The sequence below is a fragment of the Mycolicibacterium fluoranthenivorans genome (assembly GCF_011758805.1).
GTDB lineage: Bacteria > Actinomycetota > Actinomycetes > Mycobacteriales > Mycobacteriaceae > Mycobacterium > Mycobacterium fluoranthenivorans.
In genome coordinates, this window is record NZ_JAANOW010000003.1 from 445,938 (window position 1) to 466,524 (window position 20,587).

General features: G+C 64.8%; 19 protein-coding genes. 11 read left to right on the top strand and 8 right to left on the bottom strand.

Annotation, left to right across the window (positions count from 1 at the left end; genetic code table 11):
- Nucleotides 1-6: 6 nt before the first annotated feature.
- Nucleotides 7-648 (top strand): TetR/AcrR family transcriptional regulator, encoded by a 642-nt coding sequence (locus FHU31_RS25580; protein ID WP_074243573.1) that lies wholly within the window; start codon nt 7-9, stop codon nt 646-648.
- Between the two features lie 147 nt (nt 649-795).
- Here the strand turns inward: FHU31_RS25580 and FHU31_RS25585 are convergent, their stop codons facing one another.
- Nucleotides 796-1,995, bottom strand: a complete 1,200-nt coding sequence (locus FHU31_RS25585) for an acyl-CoA dehydrogenase family protein (RefSeq protein WP_372508921.1) — start codon at nt 1,993-1,995, stop codon at nt 796-798.
- A gap of 106 nt (nt 1,996-2,101) precedes the next feature.
- On the opposite strand from FHU31_RS25585, the gene FHU31_RS25590 reads away from it, so the two are divergent.
- From FHU31_RS25590 to FHU31_RS25605, 4 genes are all read left to right on the top strand, one after another.
- Nucleotides 2,102-3,703, top strand: coding sequence for an acyl-CoA carboxylase subunit beta (locus FHU31_RS25590; protein WP_043985027.1), 1,602 nt, complete (start codon nt 2,102-2,104; stop codon nt 3,701-3,703).
- Between the two features lie 5 nt (nt 3,704-3,708).
- Complete coding sequence (locus FHU31_RS25595; RefSeq protein ID WP_011895456.1) at nt 3,709-5,724, top strand: ATP-binding protein; 2,016 nt, start codon at nt 3,709-3,711, stop codon at nt 5,722-5,724.
- A 58-nt stretch (nt 5,725-5,782) separates the two neighbouring features.
- The gene (locus FHU31_RS25600) at nt 5,783-6,937 is read left to right on the top strand and encodes an acyl-CoA dehydrogenase family protein (RefSeq protein WP_043985026.1); all 1,155 of its coding nucleotides are present in this window, start codon (nt 5,783-5,785) and stop codon (nt 6,935-6,937) included.
- Between the two features lie 127 nt (nt 6,938-7,064).
- A complete protein-coding gene (locus tag FHU31_RS25605) occupies nt 7,065-8,621 on the top strand; it encodes an acyl-CoA synthetase (RefSeq protein WP_043985025.1) in 1,557 nt (518 codons plus the stop codon).
- A gap of 551 nt (nt 8,622-9,172) precedes the next feature.
- Here the strand turns inward: FHU31_RS25605 and FHU31_RS25610 are convergent.
- The gene (locus FHU31_RS25610) at nt 9,173-10,426 is read right to left on the bottom strand and encodes a cytochrome P450 (RefSeq protein WP_337789564.1); all 1,254 of its coding nucleotides are present in this window, start codon (nt 10,424-10,426) and stop codon (nt 9,173-9,175) included.
- Between the two features lie 309 nt (nt 10,427-10,735).
- Between FHU31_RS25610 and FHU31_RS25615 the strand changes: the two genes are divergently transcribed.
- On the top strand, nt 10,736-11,284 hold the full coding sequence (locus FHU31_RS25615; protein WP_043985023.1) for a TetR/AcrR family transcriptional regulator: 549 nt from the start codon (nt 10,736-10,738) through the stop codon (nt 11,282-11,284).
- Between the two features lie 431 nt (nt 11,285-11,715).
- Here the strand turns inward: FHU31_RS25615 and FHU31_RS25620 are convergent, their stop codons facing one another.
- Genes FHU31_RS25620 through FHU31_RS25630 form a run of 3 tightly spaced genes read right to left on the bottom strand, consistent with a single transcriptional unit; the run spans nt 11,716 to nt 13,744 of the window.
- Nucleotides 11,716-12,615, bottom strand: a complete 900-nt coding sequence (locus tag FHU31_RS25620) for an alpha/beta fold hydrolase (RefSeq protein WP_011895462.1) — start codon at nt 12,613-12,615, stop codon at nt 11,716-11,718.
- A 52-nt stretch (nt 12,616-12,667) separates the two neighbouring features.
- Nucleotides 12,668-13,102 carry a PaaI family thioesterase gene (locus FHU31_RS25625; RefSeq protein ID WP_011895463.1) on the bottom strand — a complete coding sequence of 145 codons (435 nt, stop codon included), beginning with the start codon at nt 13,100-13,102 and terminating at the stop codon, nt 12,668-12,670.
- A gap of 48 nt (nt 13,103-13,150) precedes the next feature.
- Entirely contained in the window at nt 13,151-13,744 is a 594-nt protein-coding gene (locus FHU31_RS25630) for a TetR/AcrR family transcriptional regulator (protein WP_011895464.1), read from the bottom strand.
- 180 nt (nt 13,745-13,924) lie between these two features.
- Between FHU31_RS25630 and FHU31_RS25635 the strand changes: the two genes are divergently transcribed.
- The 3 genes from FHU31_RS25635 to FHU31_RS25645 are packed head-to-tail and all read left to right on the top strand — an operon-like array spanning nt 13,925 to nt 17,123.
- Complete coding sequence (locus tag FHU31_RS25635; protein ID WP_041800306.1) at nt 13,925-15,418, top strand: acetyl-CoA acetyltransferase; 1,494 nt, start codon at nt 13,925-13,927, stop codon at nt 15,416-15,418.
- The gene (locus tag FHU31_RS25640; protein ID WP_043985022.1) at nt 15,415-16,512 is read left to right on the top strand and encodes a zinc-dependent alcohol dehydrogenase; all 1,098 of its coding nucleotides are present in this window, start codon (nt 15,415-15,417) and stop codon (nt 16,510-16,512) included. The genes FHU31_RS25635 and FHU31_RS25640 overlap by 4 nt, the downstream gene beginning before the upstream one ends.
- 35 nt (nt 16,513-16,547) lie before the next feature.
- Nucleotides 16,548-17,123, top strand: coding sequence for a carboxymuconolactone decarboxylase family protein (locus FHU31_RS25645; protein WP_041800308.1), 576 nt, complete (start codon nt 16,548-16,550; stop codon nt 17,121-17,123).
- A gap of 31 nt (nt 17,124-17,154) precedes the next feature.
- Here the strand turns inward: FHU31_RS25645 and FHU31_RS25650 are convergent, their stop codons facing one another.
- Together FHU31_RS25650 and FHU31_RS25655 are read right to left on the bottom strand one after the other, a co-directional pair.
- Nucleotides 17,155-17,703, bottom strand: coding sequence for a hypothetical protein (locus tag FHU31_RS25650; protein ID WP_052537336.1), 549 nt, complete (start codon nt 17,701-17,703; stop codon nt 17,155-17,157).
- 179 nt (nt 17,704-17,882) lie between these two features.
- Complete coding sequence (locus tag FHU31_RS25655; protein ID WP_167163473.1) at nt 17,883-18,752, bottom strand: metal-dependent hydrolase; 870 nt, start codon at nt 18,750-18,752, stop codon at nt 17,883-17,885.
- Between the two features lie 102 nt (nt 18,753-18,854).
- On the opposite strand from FHU31_RS25655, the gene FHU31_RS25660 reads away from it, so the two are divergent.
- Complete coding sequence (locus FHU31_RS25660) at nt 18,855-19,496, top strand: TetR/AcrR family transcriptional regulator (RefSeq protein ID WP_167163474.1); 642 nt, start codon at nt 18,855-18,857, stop codon at nt 19,494-19,496.
- Nucleotides 19,497-19,587: 91 nt separating this feature from the next.
- Here the strand turns inward: FHU31_RS25660 and FHU31_RS25665 are convergent, their stop codons facing one another.
- Complete coding sequence (locus tag FHU31_RS25665) at nt 19,588-20,229, bottom strand: TetR/AcrR family transcriptional regulator (RefSeq protein ID WP_085981140.1); 642 nt, start codon at nt 20,227-20,229, stop codon at nt 19,588-19,590.
- 137 nt (nt 20,230-20,366) lie between these two features.
- On the opposite strand from FHU31_RS25665, the gene FHU31_RS31915 reads away from it, so the two are divergent.
- Nucleotides 20,367-20,492, top strand: coding sequence for a hypothetical protein (locus FHU31_RS31915; protein WP_255620133.1), 126 nt, complete (start codon nt 20,367-20,369; stop codon nt 20,490-20,492).
- Nucleotides 20,493-20,587: the final 95 nt, after the last annotated feature.

Sequence of the window (20,587 nt, forward strand, 5' to 3'; positions counted from 1 at the left end):
GTATGCGTGCGGACAAAGGCAGCAAGGTGGGGCGGGCGTACAGGCGCCGAACGACGGGCTGACCGGAGGCAGCGCCTAGTCGCCGCCGCAACAGATATCTGGACGGAAAGCGGATGGGCAGCGGTTACCATGCGTGGGGTCTGCTCCAGAGCCGCGCTGAACGACCGCTATTACTATGAGGAGTTCAAGACCCGCGATGAGTTGCTCGTAGCAGCGTGGGACGGTGTCCGAAACCAGATGCTCGGCGAGGTTTCAGCAACGTTTGCCGAACGCGTCGGTCAACCACCTGTCGAGACCATTCGCGCCGCGATCTCGATCGTCGTCCTCCGCATTTCGCAAGATGCCGGCCGAGCCCAGATTCTGCTGACGCAACACGTCGGCAGTTCAACATTGCAAGATCGTCGTGCGGTGGCCTTGCAGGAAGCCACCCAGCTCGTCATGGCCGCCAGCAAGCCGCATCTGAAGCCTGACGCAGACGAAATGGCCTTGCGCATGGACACGTTTGTAGCGGTCGGCGGCTTCGTCGAACTGATCAGCGCCTGGCACGCAGGACTACTCGTCGACGTAAGTCAAGTCGACATCGTCGAACATACGAGCAGACTTGCTGAAACACTGGCTCGCCGCTACGTGGTTGATACGTCTCGCTAGCTGGTACTCGGGATGCAATTTCCCGGTGGCGAAGGCTGCATTGGCCGCAGGGGGCGTGACACACCGTTGACTTACCTTAGAAACGGTGGAAGGTCCGTCTCGTCGACCTGCCAAGCCGACGCTCCTGCTGTCGAATGGCGGCTTCACTCAGAGGCCAATCTGCTTGGCGATGATCTCCTTCATGATTTCGGTGGTGCCGCCCCCGATACCCAGGATGCGCGAATCGCGATAGTGCCGTTCGACCTCGGTCTCGCGCAGATAGCCCATGCCACCGTAGAGCTGCACGGCGGTGTCGACGGCAAGCGCACAGGCTTCCACGGCCTGGTTCTTCGCCATCGAGACCATCCGCACGTCGGTGTCACCCGCGATGATGCGGTCCACGGCGGCGCGGGTATAGGTACGGGCAACGTCTACGGCCGTGGCCATGTCGACGATCTTGTGCCGCACCACCTGTCGGGTGGATAGCGGTCGACCGAAGGTTTCGCGCTGCTTGACCCACTCCAGCGTCAGGTCGAGGCAGCGCTGGGCCGTGGCGTAGCACTGGACGGCGATGAAAGCACGTTCGACTTGGAACTGTTGCATGATCTGCAGGAATCCGCTGCCTTCGGGGCCAACCAGATTGACCACCGGCACGCGCACGTCGCTGAATCCGAGTTCAGCGGTGTCGGAGCACAGCCAGCCCATCTTCTTCAGTGTCCGCGAGACCGCGAAACCCGCGGCGCCACGCTCCACCACGAGCAGTGAAATCCCCGACGGGCCCGGGCCGCCGGTACGCACGGCGGTGGTCACGAAATCGGCGCGGACACCCGAGGTGATGAACAGCTTCGCACCGTTGACCACGTAATGGTCGCCGTCGCGCCGTGCGGTAGTACGGATGCCGGCGACGTCAGAACCGGTGTCGGGTTCGGTGATGCCGAGGCTGCCGATCTTCTCCCCGGCCAGGGTCGGCACCACGAAGCTGCGGATCTGCTCGGGATCGCCCTGCGCGGCCATATGGGGCACTGCGATGTGATGCGTAAGTAGGCTGGCCAGCAAGCCCGAGGAGCCGCCGGCCTCCATCACGGCCTCGGTGAGCAGCACCAGGTCGCGCAGGTCACCGCCGGAGCCACCGATCTCTTCCGCGAACCCGATGCCCAGCAACCCCGCTGCGGCTGCGCGGCGGTGGAGTTCTCTAGGGAGTTCTCCGGCGTCCTCCCAGTCTTGCAGGTGAGGAACGATCTCCTTCTGGGTGAACGACATGGCGAGGTTGCGCAACGAGATGCGCTCGGGCGTCATCCACGGGTCGGCTGCGGCCGCCTCCGCTTCCCGCTGATCCGGCTGTTTCATGTGAGTTGCTCCTGCTGTGATCACTCGGGGACGGCACGATTGCCACGTCGACCCCATTGTCGTCGAATGTTAATGACCGATAACGTAGCGTGTCAGGAGATCGACGTTGATGTCACCTGGAGGAAAGTTGATTGACGTCCTGCCCGACCGGGTCGACACCCGCGCGCCGGTATACCTCGAGAATCGCGAGGGACTCATCGCGCAGCTCCATGCGCTCGCCGAACAGCTGGCGCTGGCCAACGGTGGCGGCGGCGAGAAGTACGTCGCCCGGCACCGTAGCCGCGGCAAGATGCTGGCTCGGGAGCGCGTCGAGCTGCTCATCGACCCCGACACGGCCTTCCTGGAACTCTGTCCGTTCGCGGCGTGGGGCACGAAGTTTCCGGTGGGCGGCAGCGTTGTGGTCGGCATCGGCATCGTCGAAGGCGTCGAGTCGATGATCATCGCGCACGACCCGACCGTGCGCGGCGGAGCCTCGAACCCCTACACCTTCCGAAAAGTGTTCCGGGGCATGGCAGTCGCCCGCGAGAACCGGCTGCCCATCATCAACGTCGTCGAGTCGGGCGGGGCGGACCTGCCCACGCAGGCCGAGATCTTCGTGCCCGGGGGCCAGCTATTCAACGACCTCACCCAGCACAGCGCGCAGGGCCTGCCGACACTGGCGCTGGTATTCGGTAACTCGACGGCAGGCGGCGCGTACATCCCCGGCATGTGTGATTACGTGGTGATGGTCCGCAACCGGTCCAAGGTCTTCCTCGGTGGTCCGCCGCTGGTGAAGATGGCGACCGGCGAAGTGTCCGACGACGAGTCGCTCGGCGGCGCCGACATGCACGCCCGCACCTCCGGGCTGGCCGACTACATGGCCGAGGACGAGCAGGACGCCATCCGGATCGGGCGGCGCATCATGGCCAGACTGAACTGGCGCAAGCTCGGGCCCGGCCCGACACAGCCACCGACCCCCCCGCTGCGAGACCCCGACCAACTCCTCGGGATCGCTTCGGTGGACCCGAAGGTTCCCTTCGACCCACGTGATGTCATCGCCCGAATCGTGGACGGGTCCGCCTTCGACGAGTTCAAGCCGCTATACGGCACCTCGCTGGTCACCGGTTGGGCCTCGATCCACGGATACCCGGTAGGGATCCTTGCCAACGCGCGCGGAATCCTGTTCAGCGAGGAGGCGGAGAAGGCCGCCCAGTTTATTCAGCTGGCGAACCAGATCGACACGCCACTGGTGTTTCTGCAGAACACCACCGGCTACATGGTCGGCGCGGAGTACGAGCAGGGTGGCATCATCAAGGACGGCGCGAAGATGATCAACGCCGTCTCCAACAGCGCTGTCCCACACCTGACGATCGTGATGGGCGCGTCCTACGGTGCGGGCAATTACGGGATGTGCGGGCGGTCCTACTCTCCCCGCTTCCTGTTCACCTGGCCCAACTCGCGTTCGGCCGTCATGGGCCCGGCCCAGCTCGCGGGCGTGCTGTCGATCGTGGCCCGCGAGTCGGCCGCCGACCGGGGGCTCCCGTTCGACGAGGAGGCCGACGCCCAGATGCGCGCTGCCGTCGAGGGCCAGATCGAGCGTGAGTCGTTGGCGCTGGCCAACAGCGGCAGGCTCTACGACGACGGGATCATCGACCCGCGCGACACCCGTACCGTTCTCGGGTTCTGCCTTTCCGTGGTCCACAACAGCGAGATCCGTGGCCAGCGTGGCTACGGCGTGTTCCGGATGTGATGGCGATGCCCGTGATCAAGAAGCTGCTGGTGGCCAACCGGGGAGAGATCGCCCGACGCGTGTTTCGCACCTGTCGCGAACTCGGCATCGCGACCGTCGCCGTGTACTCCGACGCCGACGCCGACGCCTGGCACGTGGACGATGCCGACGAGGCCGTCCGGCTACCGGGTTCCTCGCCGGCGGAGACCTACCTCGACGGTGACCGGGTGATCGCCGCCGCCCTCCTCACCGGCGCCGACGCCGTGCATCCCGGCTACGGCTTCATGTCGGAGAACGCCGGCTTCGCGCGGGCCTGCGCCGACGCCGGGCTCGTGTTCGTCGGCCCGCCGCCGGATGCCATCGACGCGATGGGTTCCAAGCTGACGGCCAAGGCGATGATGGCCGATGCGGGCGTGCCGGTTCTCCCGGGCGGCGACGCGACCGGCCTGGACCCCGACAAGCTGCGCAAGCTCGGCGCCGAGATCGGCTACCCGCTGCTGGTCAAGGCGAGCGCGGGTGGCGGCGGGCGCGGCATGCGGGTTGTCGAGTCGGCCGACGACCTCGACGGAGCCGTGGCCTCGGCCTCGCGCGAGGCGATGTCGGCGTTCTCGGACGGCACGGTGTTCCTCGAGCGGTACGTGCAGCGTCCCCGCCACGTTGAGATCCAGCTGTTGGCCGACATGCACGGCACGGTTGTCTCGCTGTTCGAGCGGGAGTGCTCGGTGCAGCGCCGCCACCAAAAGGTCATCGAGGAGGCGCCCTCGCCCGTCGTCGACGACGACCTGCGCGCCCGGATGGGCGCGGCGGCGGTCGCGGCGGCACAGGCCGTGGGTTACGTCGGGGCCGGAACGGTCGAGTTCGTCCTCGACGCGAACGGCGGCGATGACGACGGGACGTTCGCCTTCCTGGAGATGAACACCCGGCTGCAGGTCGAGCACCCGGTCACCGAACTCGTCACCGGGCTCGACCTCGTGCGCCTGCAGTTGCTGGTGGCGATGGGTCGGCCACTGCCTGCCGAGGTGAGCAAGCCGCGGATCACCGGCCACGCGGTCGAGGCCCGGCTCTACGCCGAGGACCCCACGAAGGGCTACCTGCCGCAGACCGGAACGCTGCGCACGATGCAGATCCCCGACCACGTCGGGGTCCGGGTGGACTCCGGCGTGCGCGACGGCTCGGTGGTCAGCCACCACTATGACGCCATGCTGGCCAAGGTGATCGCCTGGGCGCCCACCCGCGCCGAGGCGCTCGGCGCGCTGTCCGCCGCGCTCGCCGGCGCCCGGATCCACGGACTCACCACCAACCGGGATCTGCTGGTTCGCGTTCTGCGCCACGACGAGTTCGCCGGACGCGGCACCGACACCGGGTTCCTCGACCGCCACGACGTGGCCGACCTCGGCGCAGCCCTCATCGACCGCGACGGGGAGGGCTTGCACGCCATCGCGGCCACACTCGCCCAGGTCGCGGGACGCCGCGCGGCGGCCCCCGTCCAGCCGACGCTGCCTGCCGGGTGGCGCAACAACCCGTCCCAACTGCAGTCCACCGGATGGCTGACCGCCGACGGCCGCGAGCGTCGGGTGGGCTATGCGCTGCTCCGCGACGGCGTCGAGGTCGAAGTCGACGGCAAGCCCGTCGAAGACGTCAGCGTGCTCGTGCAGCGGCCGGACCGGGTGGTCCTGGAGACCGGCGGGGTGCGGCGCGGCTACGACGTCGTCCTCGACGCCGACATTGCCTATGTCGACAGCCCTGCCGGGTCCACTGCGTTTACGCAGGTACCACGGTTCCTGGACCCGAGCGCGCTAAAGCCGGCGGGCTCGCTGACGGCGCCTATGCCGGGTTCGGTGATCCGGCTGCCCGTCGCCGCGGGCGACGTCGTGACGGCCGGGCAGGCGCTGGTGGTGGTGGAGGCGATGAAGATGGAACACACCATCGTCAGCCCAATCGACGGGATCGTCGCCGAGCTTTCGGTCGAGGTGGGTCAGCAAGTGTCCACCGGCGATGCCCTCGCGGTGGTCGGAGCGGCCGCCGGTGCAGATCAGGATTGAGCACCATCGGACCCGTCACCGGCCCCGGTGGCCGGTGACATCGAAGTAGGAGAGCGGTATGGAACTGCACGAGACCGAGGAGCGGCGAGCGCTGCGCAAGGCCGTGTCCGAGATCGCCAAGGACTTCGGGCACGACTACTACGTGGCCAAGTCGCTCGGCGGGGAAAAGAGTTCGGAACTCTGGCACGCCGTCGGGGAACAGGGGTTCCTCGGGATCAACATCGCCGAGGAGTACGGCGGCGGTGGCGGCGGCATCTACGACATGCAGATCGTCGGTGAGGAACTGGCCGCGGCCGGCTGCCCGCTGCTGATGACGGTGGTCTCCCCCACCATCTGCGGCACGATCATCCAGGCTTTCGGCAGCGACGAACTCAAGGCACGCTGGCTGCCGGGCATCGCCAGCGGCGAGGTCATCATGGCGTTCGCGATCACCGAGCCGGATGCGGGCTCGAACTCGCACAACATCTCCACCTACGCCAAGCGCGTCGGCGGGGATTGGATACTCAACGGCACCAAGTACTACATTTCCGGCGTCGACGAGGCGGAGGCCATCCTGGTCGTCACCCGCACCGCGACCGACGACCGCGGACGCGGACGGCTGAGCCTGCTCGTGGTCCCGACCGACGCGCCCGGGCTGACCAAGACCCTCATCCCGGTGCAGGCGGTGACACCTGAAAAGCAGTTCACGCTGTTCTTCGACGACGTGCGGGTGCCGGCCGAGAACCTGATCGGCGCGGAAAACGACGGTTTGCGTCAGGTATTCATGGGCCTCAACCCCGAACGCATCATGGGCGCCGCCCTGGGAAACGGCATCGGCCGCTACGCGCTGGACAAGGCCTCTGCCTACGCGCGCGAGCGCAAGGTCTGGGACGTGCCGATCGGAGCCCACCAGGGCCTGTCCCACCCGCTTGCGCACGCTAAAATCCAGCTGGAGCTGGCCCGGCTGATGACCCAGCGGGCGGCCTCATTGCACGACGCCGGCGATCCCGGTTCCGCGGAGGCGTCGAACATGGCCAAATACGCTGCGGCCGAGGCGGGCATCCTCGCCCTCGACCAGGCGATCCAGACCCACGGCGGCAACGGGTTGGCCACCGAGTACGGGCTGGCCACTCTCTGGGGCCCGGCACGGCTGATGCGGACCGCGCCGATCAGCCGAGAGATGATCCTCAACTACGTGGCACAGCACAGCCTCAACCTGCCACGATCGTACTGAGCATCCTTCATCCGTTCCTGTCCGCTTCCGTCTACCAAGACGGACAGTGGTGATCGGTCGCCCGCCGGGGCCGGGTCCTGCCTTAACGAGCATTTGTCAACCAAAACTGCCGAGGAGGCAAATCAACATGGATCGCGGTATCGGTCAGTGGGTCACCAAACGGGCCTTCCTCAACGGGCAGCGCACAGCGCTCGTCCAAGGTGACACCAGCTTCACGTACTCCGACTTCGATCGGCGCACCAACCAGGTGGCCTCGAGCCTGTTGCGTCTCGGTGTCCGTAAGGGGGACCGGGTGGCCATACTGCTGGTGAACTCGGTCGAGTTCCTGGAGGTCCTCCTCGGCTGCGCGAAGATCGGCGCCATCACCATCCCGATCAACGTCCGGCTCGCCGGCCCGGAGATCGGCTACATCCTCGCCGACTCCGGCGCCGACGTGTTCGTGTTCCACGCGCCGCTAGCAGCGGCGGCGGTCAGCGCGCTGACCGAGCCTGGGGTCCGGGTCCGCCACACCCTCCGGGCCGGGGGCGCCCCGGCCGACGGCGAGATCCCCTACACCGACCTGCTCTCCGACGGTGCGCCCGCGCCACTCGACAGCGACGTCGAGGGCCGCGACCCCGCGTTCATCATGTACACCTCGGGCACCACCGGCCGCCCGAAGGGCGCCATCCTCACCCACGACAACCTACTGTGGAACGCCATCAACGTGCTGGGCGCCGAACAAGGCCTGACCGGCAGCGACGTGACTGTCGCAGTCGCCCCGATGTTCCACATCGGCGGGCTCGGGGTACATACGTTGCCGTTGCTCTACGTCGGCGGGACCAGCGTGATCCTGCCGTCGTTCGACCCGGTGGGCACGCTCAAGGCGATGGCCGAGAGCCGGGCCACCGTCCAGTTCATGGTGCCGGCGATGTGGTCGGCGCTGACCCAGGTGCCCGACTTCGACTCCTACGACCTCTCCGCGCTGCGTCTGGCCATGGGCGGCGGCGCACCGATGCCGCTGACTGTCATCGACTTCATGCACCAACGCGGAGTCCCCTTCACCGAGGGATTCGGGATGACCGAGACCGCCCCCATGGTCTCGGTCTTGGACGCCGCCAACATCACCACGCGGGCCGGGTCGATCGGCCGGGTCGCCATGCACGTCGATGCCCGAATCGTCGACGCCGACGACCGGGACGTCCCGGCCGACACCGTCGGCGAGCTCCTGGTGCGCGGACCCAACGTGTTCGTCGGGTACTGGATGAAGCCGGCGACCACCGCCGAGGCCTTCCGGGGCGGCTGGTTCCACACCGGCGATCTCGGCCGGATCGACGTCGACGGCTACATCACGCTCGTCGACCGCAAGAAGGACATGATCATCTCGGGCGGGGAAAATGTCTACCCCATCGAGGTCGAGCAGGTGCTGTTCCGTCACCCCGGTGTGCTCGACGCCGCGGTCGTCGGCGGTCCGGACGACAAGTGGGGTGAGCGCGTCGTCGCCGTGGTGGTGGCCGACCCAGCCGCCGAACAGGTACCCGGCGCCGACGAACTGATCGCCTGGTGCCGCGAACGGCTGGCGCATTTCAAGTGCCCGCGCGAGGTGCACTTCCTTGCCGAGCTGCCCCGCAACGCCACCGGCAAGCTCCTCAAGACCGAGCTGCGCAGGCGATTCACCGGTGTCGAGGGCGGCGTCGTCCAGCGCTGAGGCACGACACCGGAGGCGGAGCTCGGGTTTGGGAAGTGTTGTCGCGACGAGTAGCCAAGGTCACCGCTGCAAATAGCTGAAGATGTTATTTGTCGCTAACGTTTAGAGGCGCAGGGTTGGGACTTGTCGGCCGAGACAACCGGGAGGAACACGACATCCGGCATGTGTTGCGGGTGGGTCTTGCCATGCGCTCGCCTGTCACCTTGCGATAGGTGCTTGAGCGTCCCTGACGCCCATGAGCTTCGGCGAAAGGGGGGTGCTTCAGTGTCGTACGGCGGCGACCGACGACTCCACCCGATCAGCCTTCCCGCAGTAGAGCCCGGTGGCAGCGTCGAAACATGAATCGGACTCGGACCACGAGGCCCGAGACATCCGGATCGCCGTCGGTCACCACACCCATCCGTCCGAGACTACCGGTGTTACTACGCTGCGAGGAGTACCGCGGTCGACTGCGGCCAAGCCCACGCTCTGGCGTGGCGCACCCAGCTGAGATCCACCGTCACCGATTACGCGTTGATTCACGCATCGGTTTCTCGGACAGTCCTCGTTCATCACCGCGCGGGTGTCAGCCGAATCGGCAGATAAGTGGTGCCCCGAAGTGAGCTGTTGGTTGACCAGGTGGCCGAACCGGCCGCTGCGATGGCCGAGGCTTGGGAAGTGAGTTCGCGGAGCACCGCCTGGCCCTCCATGCGACTGAGGGTTGCTCCGATGCACATGTGAACGCCGTAGCCGAATGCGATGTGATTGCGCGGATTTCGGTCAGCGCGGTAGGTATCGGGATCCTCGAAGACCTCAGGGTCGCGATTGGCCGCGCCGAATGCCAACAAGAGCCGCGACCCGCTCGGGATAGTCACCTCGCCGACCCTGTAGTCGGTGCGAGTGTAGCGGTACAGGTTTTGGATGGGCGCCGAGTACCGCAGCTGTTCCTCGACAGCGCTGGGGATCAGGTCGGGATCGTCTCGGATCATGGCGAACTGATCGGGGGCGTGGGCAAGGGTGTCGAACATCCCGCCGATGAGGTTGGTGGTGGTTTCATTCCCAGCGAATAACAGGAGCATCGCGATGAAGAAGAGCTCGTCGTCGGAGAGCTTGCCGTCCTCGTTGTTATCGACGAGCCGACCCAGTACGGTATCTGACCCCTTGAGCTTGCCCGAGGCCAACTGATCCTTGAAGTACCGGCGCAGTGCCGCAATCGCCCGAACCCCCTTGAGCCCCTGCCGCAGCCCGGCGGGGCTCACGCCGGCATTGATGACGCCGACACCGTCTTCGGACCATGATCGGAAGTTCTGGACATCTTCGGGCGGAATCCCGATTATGTGCGCGATCATTCGGATGGGCAAAGGCACGGCGAGGCGCTCCATAACGTCGCAACCGGGGTTGGCGACGACGTCGGCGACGAGTTCTTTGGCGAGTTGGTCTGCCATCCCCTGCCAGTCGCTCATAGCTCCCCTGGTGAACCCGGGTTGAACCTGTTTGCGAAGCCGGGTGTGGTCATCGCCGTCGGTGAGCACCAAGATCGGTGCCGAGATCTTCATTCGGGTGACGCCCTGGCTACTTGTGACGGCGTCGGTGTCGCGTAGGGCTGCTCGGATGTCTTCGTGTCGGCTCAGAATGAAGGTCGCACGTTTGGGGTTGTAGTGCACCCGCCCTCCGGCGTGCAGCGCGCGATAGGCATCGAATGGCTGCGCCGCGGTCGCTGGATCGAGTGGATCGTAATCGGTGTTTACCGCACCGGTCCATCCTGCATAGCCACGGCGCCGGACCCGTACGGCCGCAGCAATGTTCATTCCGACAGCCGCCACCACCGGTGCCCCGATTTGCCGCACCGCGCTATCCGAGCGCCATCTACTCATCGGTAGTCCCCGCTAAGGTCGCCGGACGGTTGGTGCCTGAGCGCGCTGCGCAGTATGTCATGGCATCAAGGCTGGCCAACGGCGATCCACCGCGTCAATGGTGCGGCAACAGTTGATAGGAAATCGTCTGCCCTCGGCGGGTCTGGATTATCACTATAGAGCTGTGAAATGCTAATACTGCGATTGGGAGAGTCTATTAATTCTCATTCCGAGAATTCTCCCAAGCCGACCAGGGGTGTCGAACATCGGAAGGCCTTGGAAGTGACAGGCAACGACTGGCTACTCGAGCAGCCCAGAGCGGCCGCTGCGACTGAAAGGATTCTCCAGGCGGCCGCGAGTTTGATCGGACGCCGAGGCTTCGATGATTTCTCCATCCACGAACTCGCCGCGTCGGTCCACTGTTCGCCGGCAACGATCTACCGTCACGCGGGTGGGAAAGCCGCGATTTGCGAAGCGGTCGTGGTGAGGCTGTCGTCGCGCATCGTAAACGCCGTGGACGACGCAATCTGCGATTTGACAGGGCATGAGCGGATCGTCGTCGCCGTCAGCGTGGCCCTACACCACCTCCGCACGGAACACATTGTCCAACAACTGCTTCGGTCATCCAATCCGAAGAACCGGCGATGGATCGAGACCTCGCCCATCGTCACCGGCATCGCGACAAGCATGATCGGCTCAGACCGTCACGACGAGGCCGCCGCCCAGTGGTTCGTACGCGCAGTGCTTGCGCTGTGGCACTGGCCGGCAAGCGTTCCTGGCACAGAACGTGAGATCATTGAGCGGTTCCTCGGGCCAGCTTTGAGCGCGTAAAGAGCGTGCCACTGAGCCCAGCAAGGCCTTCGCCTTCGTCTCCCCAAGCCGATCTCATTGTCGATGTTGACGACGGTTGAAAACCCGGCCAGTTGCGACGTTGATAGAACTCATCCCGGAACTACCTCCTCGCCTTTCGGCCGGATATGACAGCCGCGGGGTGTTGGGATCCGGGTGTGCAGCGTCGAGTTCCGTGGTCGGCGTCTTGTGCTCCGGGCCCCGCTGGAGGTGTGGACGTGGAAGCTCATCTTCGTCGGTCTGGCCGTTGCTCGGTCTGGCGTTGTCGGTATTTTCGTTTGGCATCGAGGCCTTCGTACCCGCGGATGTGCACCCCCCCCCCCCCCCGAGGAATGCGTTCACGGAAGCGGTTCGTGAGGCCTTGACAACCTGACGTCGCCGGGCCGCGGCCATCGCAAGGCCCTGAAAGACGCTCAGTCCGACGAGTCGTTCAGCGTGCGGTCGAGAAAATCTGCGACTGCCGAAGTGAAGGCGTCGTTGTCGTCGCCCGCAACCATGTGGCCCGTGCCCGAAACGTCGACAGCCTCGGCGTGCGGTACGACTTCGAGGAACTCCTCGACCGACTGCTGCGACGTCACGTCGGAGTGAACGCCGCGAATGAGAAGCGTTGGTGCTCGCACGCGGCGGGCCCCTTCGATGAGAAGGTCGCTTATGGCGCCGAATTCTTTGGCACCAGTTGCTGGGTCGCCCTGCAGGAACTCGAAGTTGGAAGCTATGAACGCCGGATCCCATCGCCAGATCCACCGACCGTCGTCGCGCTGCTGCAAGACCTTTCGGAGACCGTCCAAGTTCTTGGGCCGAGCGCGATGCCGGTTGTACTGGGCAATGACGTCCGCGGCCGCGTCGAGCGTATCGAATCCGTCGGGATGGGCGCCCATGAAAGACACGACGCGGCGTGCTCCGTGAAACTCCATTCGCGGAGTTATGTCGACCAGTACGACGGCTCCCCACAGATCGGCAGGCGCCACCAAATGCGTTCCCAACACCGTCATGCCGCCCAAGGATGCGCCAACGACAGCTGGCGGGCGGCCATCGCTGGCATATCGGCGAATCGACAGCAGGTCGGATGCAAGTCGGTCGAGATCGTATCGACCATCGGGGTCCCACTCGCTGTCGCCGTGACCGCGGGCGTCGTAAGCGACGACGGTATACCCGCGCGCGTGTAAGCGGCGCGCCGTAGTCGCCCAGGCATGGCGGTTCTGTCCACCGCCGTGCAGCAGTATGACGACCGCGCGGGCGGATTCGTGTCGGTAGACATCGGCTGCAAGGGCGGTTCCGTCTTCGTTGCGGACGCGCTCGAACGTTGAGGTCATTTGCTGTGTCCTCGATGGTCGCCTTGGGCAGCGTTCTCGTTCCGCGACCGGATCACGAGGCGCTCTGGGCGACGACGGTCACTGTTCCCTGTGCGGCGCATACCGGGCGTCCCGTATTGGTGATGTCGATCCTGGCGACGCCGCTACGCTTCCCCAGCGCGATGATGTCGGCGACCGCAACGCAGACTCCACTGGACACCGGACGTAGGAGGTTCAGTTTGAATTCGGTTGTGGCCACCCATGACCCAGGTGGGATCACCGGATAGAACACCACGCCCAAGCAGTGGTCGACCATCGCTGACAGGCATCCGCCATGCAGAGTGCCGAAAGGAGTCAACAAATCGGCTCGGGCGTCCATTTCCACTACCAGTCTCCCGGCGGAGAACTCGATGTGGCGGAAGTCCAAGTACTTGGCGAGCCCTCCCGAGGTTCCCCCCGCGTGCTGGAGCTCCTCGGCTATTTGCTTGTTGAACTGGGGGAAGTCCATGGTCAGCGCCTCGTTTCGTTCAGCGATACCGATGCCATCGCTGAGACACTACTCCGCAGTTGTCGCAGCAATGCAACTGTGAGTGTCGGCCAGTAGCGCGGGAAGCAGGAATCGGCGCAAGAAAGCATCGATTCCTTCGGGGCTGCGGTGCCGGGGGCCGCGAACCGCGAGCAAGCTGAGGATGATGCGCAAAATCCATTCGGCGGCGTCATCGACCGAAACGCCGGCTTCGAGTTGATGCCAGTGTGCGGCGAACACGGGTCGCAGAAACTCGGCGACGAGTTCGAACAGCGCCACCGACGTTCCCTCGGCCAGTCCCACGCCGGCGAGTTCATCGTCGCTGGCGAAGAGCATGCCGATTATCGGTTCGCGGCGTGCCGCGCGCACCGTGACTGCAACGAAGTCCAATATGGCAGAGCCCAAGTCGGTGTGCGCCAAGATCCGTCCGCTGGTGCGGTGCAGGTAGCGTTCCGCTGCGCGGACGATGACACCGGATACGACGGATTCGCGACTAGCGAAGTAGCGATAGACCGTGGCGCGCGATACGCCCGCATGCCTGGCGATATCCTCCATCGTGGTGCCCGACAGCCCCTTGCCTTGCAGGCACGTTTCGGCGGCGTCGAGTAGGCGATCGCGCGCCATATCGCGGTTTCGCCCAGGAGTCGCGTCGCCCCGCCGCAACGATCTCTTCGTCACGGGTACGAGTATGCCCTGTCAAGGGACTCGCTCTGTCGAACACCCGCGGTTGTCGCATGGAAACGGATGTGACAATATCGCAGTCGTGTCGCATAGAAGACCTCGACGATGAGCGTGATCTGACCGTTGGCCATCCCACCACGCACTCCGGTTGTCGTCGGCGTCGGTGAACTCACACATCGCGGTGAAGGCACCGTCGATCCCATCGATTTGGCCGCCGAGGCCGCGCGTCGAGCGCTGCATGATGCTTCGGCCGCGATCGGGCATCGCATCGATACCGTGGCGACGCCCGGAATCTTGATGATCCCACGCGACAACCCCGCGTCGAGGATTGCCGAAGCGACTGGGCTGACGCCGGATCATCGCATCAGTTGTCCGGTCGGCGGCAACACCCCCCAGTATCTGGTCGAGGTCCTCGGCCGCCGCATTTGGCGCGGCGTCAGCGACGCGGCTCTGATCGTCGGAGCGGAAAGCGGCGCGTCAGCACGCAAAGTCGCATCCGGTAGCGCACTTTTGGAGCCCAAACCCATCGCAGCACAGGACGAGTCACTCGGTGACACCCGCCCGGGACTGAGCGAAGCCGAGGTGGGCGCCGGGTTACATTGGCCGCACGAGGTGTACCCGATCTTCGAATCCGCGATCGCGGCCCGATCAGGCCGCACATTCGACGAACAGCGCCGCTGGCTGGGTGACTTGATGGCTCCGTTCACGGTTGAGGCGTCCCGACATCTCGAGCAGGCCTGGTTTCCGCGTGCCCGTAGCGCAGACGAGCTCAGCACGGTCTCCCCGGCTAACCGGATGGTGTGCGAGCCGTACCCGAAGCTGCTCAACAGCATCATCGCCGTGGATATGGCTGCCGCTTTCGTGATCATGGCCGCCGAAGTCGCCGAGGAACTCGGAGTGCCCAGTGATCGTTGGGTCTTCCCGTGGTCGTCGGCCACATGCAACGACGTGTATTTCCCGGTTCAGCGGCCTGATCTGGGTCGTTCCGCCGGAATAAGGGCCGCCGGCAAGGCGGTATTGGCGGCCAGTGGACTTCACATCGACGACATTAGATGGTTTGATTTCTACTCTTGCTTTCCTTCCGCGGTCGAGGCGGCGATCGACGCCTTGGATCTCGACCCGGCGGATGACCGCGGGTTCACGGTGACCGGCGGACTGCCCTACCACGGAGGGCCGGGTAACAACTATGTCAGCCATTCGATCGTCGAGATGGTGCGACGCTGCAGGAGCGACCCGGACGCCGTCGGGCTCGTGTCCGGACTGGGCTGGTACATCACAAAGCACTCGCTGGGTCTGTGGTCGGCGACTCCACCGCCAACGGGATGGCAGACTCCGGACATGGCCGATGCGCAGTCTGCGATCGACGGCACCTCCCTCCCGGTCGCTTCTCCCGCCGACGCATCCGGAGAGGCGACCATAGATGGATACACCGTCGTGCACGACCGTGACCAAGGCCCCTCCTGGGTGCCGATTTTCGCGCGCATGACCGACGGCCGCCGCGTCGCGGCGCGCAGTGACGATGCCGAGGTGGCGGTGGCAATGTCACGAGACATGTGCGTCGGACACCAAGTCGCCGTGCGGCAGGCGGACGGACACGTCGAATTCGAACTGTCGTGAACGCCGACGCGCTCGTGCTGACCAAGCCGCGCACCCTTGAACGGCGGCATCTTCCGGTGCCGCGCATCGACGACGAGTCCGGTCTCCTGCGGATCGAGGCGTGCGGGCTCTGCGGAACCGACCACGAGCAGTTCAGCGGACACCTGCCGACGGGGTTCGCCTTCATCCCCGGACACGAGATCATCGGCGTCATCGAGGGAATCGGTGACGCCGCGCGCGAGCGTTGGGGCGTCTCGGTGGGTCAGCGAGTCGCCGTCGAGGTGTTCCGATCGTGTCGGGAGTGCGACTCGTGCGGCCGCGGCGAGTATCGCAGGTGCTCGAGCAACGGCCTCGCCACCATGTTCGGCTTCGTCGACGTGAACATCCCGCCCGGCCTGTGGGGAGGCTATGCAACCCACCTGCATCTGCCGTTCGATTCCATGCCGTTGCCGGTCCCGGACGGACTCGACCCGATCGTCGCGACGTTGTTCAATCCGCTTGGGGCAGGGATCAAATGGGCTGCCATGTTGCCCGAGACAAGCCCGGGCGACGTCGTCGCGGTCCTCGGACCAGGGATCCGCGGGATTTGTGCTGCCGTAGCCGCCAAGGAGGCCGGAGCGGCATTCGTCGCGATGACCGGGGTCGGCCCTCGCGACCGAACTCGGCTAGCCGCAGCCCACCAGTTCGGCGTGGACCTGACCATCGACGTCACCGAAGACGACCCGGCGCAGGCCCTGCAAATGGCGACCGGCCGGCTCGCAGATGTCGTCGTCGACGTCACCGCGAAGGCGCCAGCCGCATTCGCGGACGCCGTCGCACTCGCGCAGCCCGGCGGACGCGTGGTGGTCGCGGGCACACGCGGCGGCGGCGGAGCGCCGGGCTTCGAGCCAGACCTGCTCGTATTCAAGGAACTACGCATCTTCGGTTCGTTGGGGGTCGACTACCCCGCCTACCAGAGCGCCATCGAGCTGCTGGTCTCTAGGCGTTGGCCCTTCGAAGAATTGCACCGCGAGATCACCGGTTTCGCCGGCCTGCCCGGGCTGCTCGACCTTCTGGCCGGCAACGAGCCGGACCGGGTCCCCGCTCTGCACAACGTCTTTGTGCCGATCGCCTGACAGCGCCAACTAGCGCCCAACCGGAAGGATCCACCGTGAGCAGCCAAAGCCGGGTTGACATGCTTGCCCTGACAGATGCCCGCGAGCGCGCCGCTCAATGCGGGATTCCGGACGCCATGGCTGAACTGTCTGTTTTCAGGATCGCGCTTCATCAGCCCCCTGTAGCCGTCGCATTGCATGGAATGCTGGAGGCGTTGCTGTGGAAAGGCGCGCTGGATGCGCGGCTACGGGAGCTGATCATCATGCGAATCGGCTGGGTCACTGATTCGGTCTATGAGTGGACGCAACACTGGAGGGTTGCCCGCTTGCTCGATGTGCCCGAACGCGACCTGCTCGGGGTGCGCGACTGGCAGAACGCCGGCCACTTCGGCGAAGCCGAGCGGGCGGTACTGGCGGCGACAGACGAGACGTTGCGTGACGGCACCATCTCGGATGAAACCTGGGCTGAGTGTCAGCGCGCGTTGCACGGGGACCCGGCCGTCCTCGTCGAACTCGTCGCCGCGATCGGGAATTGGAGATTGTTCTCAGCGCTGCTGCGGTCCTTGCACGTGCCGCTAGAAGACGGCCTCGAAGGATGGCCCCCTGACGGAGTTCGACCCTCCGTTGACTGAAGGGTGATCGGCTCGCCATGTCGACTCCGTGCTATGACTCTGCCCCTAGCACCTGTTGGTCGGGATCTGACGATGTCGAACGGTCGGGCGGTTGCATCTGCAGACGGCGATTCCACCACCGAGGATTGCGCCGGGCCTGAAGACTGAGCCGACGGAATTCCATCCGCTGCAGTCGAAGGAGAACTGGAACACCCAGCAGCGGGACGATCGCACCACGGACCGCACCTCGGCGACCATTCTCCAGCAATCCGGCTACAGCACTGAGCCCCGAAATGTAAAGAATACCGTTGTAAGGCACCAGGATTGGGCCGCATAGTCCTTCGCACTCGGACAGGCTTGGCACACCAAATCTCCAGCGCTTCGGCCAGTGTATGAAGTGAGCCAACACGGTCGTCAGGAACAGGCCGTTCACAACACCGAGGACAGCCTCGTGACGCTTATCGGCACGTTCCGCCATGCGAAGTACTACTGCGGTGCTCATGCCCCAACCCGTCGCTGCCGGCACCGGACCAATCACCGACGCGAACGGCATCGCAACTCCGGACAGCAATTCGTAGAAGACATGCGCGCTCGCTGACACGGCGCCAACTTGTGTGCAGATTTGCCGGGACGTCTTCGGACGCTGACGGGACGGCGGTAATGGCCCTTCCGCCCGCATCAGCGGAATGCCTGAACGCGCGATGCGGCCACGGCGCAACGCACTTCTTCGTGAAGAGGTCGTTCCATATGGCGGCTTTCACCACAAAAGTACTTGTCGACCTACACGTTACTCCGTAGCTGTTGGCCGCCATCGGCGTCGAAGAGTTCCTTGGTCCAACGTTCGAGGATTTCTGCGCTATCCCAGTCGTCGGGATGGAACCCGGCGTGGGTGTAGGAACGGAAGCGCTCAATCGCTGCTCGGCTGAACAGCGGGTTATGACGGAAGGCTCGAAGGCTGCGCAGCAACCGCACCGGGTTGTAGGCGGCACGATCGCCGGCCAGAGAGCGGGTGGTCTGGATGACCAACTCGGTGAACAATAGGAGACTGGCGATCCGCATTCCCCAGACCCTGGTGCGTTCGCTTCCACCGACCGTCTCGTAGACATCGAAAGCGACGGCCTTGTGCTCGCATTCCTCCAGTGCGTGCCAAAGCAGAATCGGCCGCACCTCGGTGTAGCCGATCAGTTCTTGAGCTTCGTCGCTGGTGAGAATGATCTCGGCGAATGTCGCCGTGTAGTGCTCGAGGGCTGCCGTCACAGCCAGGCGCATCTTGGGAGAAAAACGCTTCTCGAGTCGGCCAACCAACTTCTTGATATGCCGATCGATCCCCTCGGTGGGATAGCCCATCGCTTGAAGGCGATCGTTGAGCAGCCGATGCTGGTGCCGGTGGGTGGCCTCTTGAGCGATGAATCCCTTGACCGCCTCCTTCAGGTCAGCGTCGCTGATGTGGTCCCGGTACTCGCGGACTGACCGGATGAAGAAGTCTTCGCCTTCGGGGAACGTGGCCGACAAGGTGGACACAAAGTGGCTCATCACCAAGTCGCCATCGACGAAGTGCTGCCGATTGGTCTCAGCAGGCATGTCGAATCGGACACGGCGGGGCTTCGGGACGACCCGCGTGGTGGGCCGTGTGGACGAATCGTCGCTCATGTTGTTCTCCTGTTGTCATGGGCACTGATGATCTGACTTTACGCCTAGTCAGAATTAGATGGCAAGCTATGCGTTGTGCGATCGGTGCGGGTGTACAGCGGGATGTCCGCCGAGGAGCGTCACCGGAACAGGCGCACGCGTCTCATCGAGGCCGCGATGGAGTTGATCGGCACGCACGGCGTTGCCGCCGCCACGGTGACTGCCGTATGCGCTGAGTCCGGCGTGACGTCACGCTACTTCTATCAGCATTTCCCTGACAGAGACGCCCTCTTGCGAGCTGCCTACCAGCAGCTCTACGCAACCTTCCAGGAGGTGATAGTTGACGCGATCCCCGATGCCGGCGCCCCACCCGAGGTGCTCGCGTACGCGCCGATCCGCGGGCTGGTCAGCATGATCAACAATGATCCTCGACTGGGTCGGATCTTGTTCGTGGAATCTGCAACGGAGCCGCTGCTTCGGGAGTTACGCAGCGACATGATGACCGGTTTCACCGACCTCGTATTGCGTGAGGCCAGACTTCACCTTGACATCGCCGACTCCGCAGTGGGCGTTGCCCATTTGGCCTCGACATTGGGTGTGGGTGGGTTATTCGAAGTCTTGCGCCGCTGGCTCGACGGAGAACTCGAGTTCACCACCGATGAACTCGTTCAGCACTGCGCAGGTTTCCTGGGCAGCCTCGGCAGCTATGTGCTGCTGCAGAACGCAGTCGAGTCGGCCACGACCAAAGCCAAACCTCAGAGTTAGCTTCTGGCGCCTCCCGGCCGCGCTTCGCGAATGTCGAGGTGCCTCCGCTTGCTTCATTCCGGACTGAACACATGAACGCCGCTGTACAACATTAGAGGCCAGCGTCGTCGACCAAATAACGTTCGGCGAGCGTCTCGGCAAGCCGACTCGTGTGCTCCACGATCTCCCCCTGGATGACGTCAAGCAAACCTGCATGCCATGCGGTGATCAATTCGACGAAGCCACCAACGGCCACCAGTGTGTCCATCCGAAGGGCGGTTTCATCGGCTTCCGGCCTCAGGTGTGGCTCACTGGCTGCGATCACCAGGTGTGTCGCCTCCTGCAGTGCGACAGCGCGCCGATCCTGAAGCGGGGAACTGCCCACGTGTTGAGCCAGTAGAATCTTCGCCCTGCCCGGATCCTCTGCAATCCGGTCGACCACCGCGGCGATGGTCACGCGGATGGTCTCCATCGGCGGCTGCCCGATGCGTTCTGCGAGCGTCGCAGAAACCTCACCGAGCATCTCGTTGCGCACGCCGTCCCATGCAGCGACAAGTAACTCGTCGCGGGTCTTGAAGTCTTCGTAGAAGTAACGGTCGTTCAGGCCGGTTTTGGCGCACACTCCTCTCATCGTGACTGCTGCCCAACCGCTTTCACTCCAGATTTCCGTCGCGGCATCAATGAGGCGCTGACGGCGCTCCGCCCGGCGTTCAGCACCGGTACGCCCGCCCCATCTCTTCGACCGCGTCCGCACATGTCCATCTTGGCAAACCACAGTAGGTCGCAACACTTTGGTAGCATCCGCCCCCAATGGGGGCGCGTGCCACCATAGGACTCCGCGGAGGGCAGCGATTGACGATCAGAACGCTCAAACTTCGAGTTCTCAGAGACGTGGCAGCGGCTGTCGTCATTCCCGCCCCCAGCAGTGATCGTGCGGCACTGGCGACGGTGGCGGTAGGAGGCGCCCTGCACGCCGTGCAGGTATTCGCGGCCGACTGGCCCGCCGCAATCCCGTAGGGAGTCGACTCATCACGCTCTTGAGCGAGGCCCCCACCGGTCGCCGTCACCACTTGCACTACGTGCGGTAGCGTACCGATACCGGCAGTATCGCT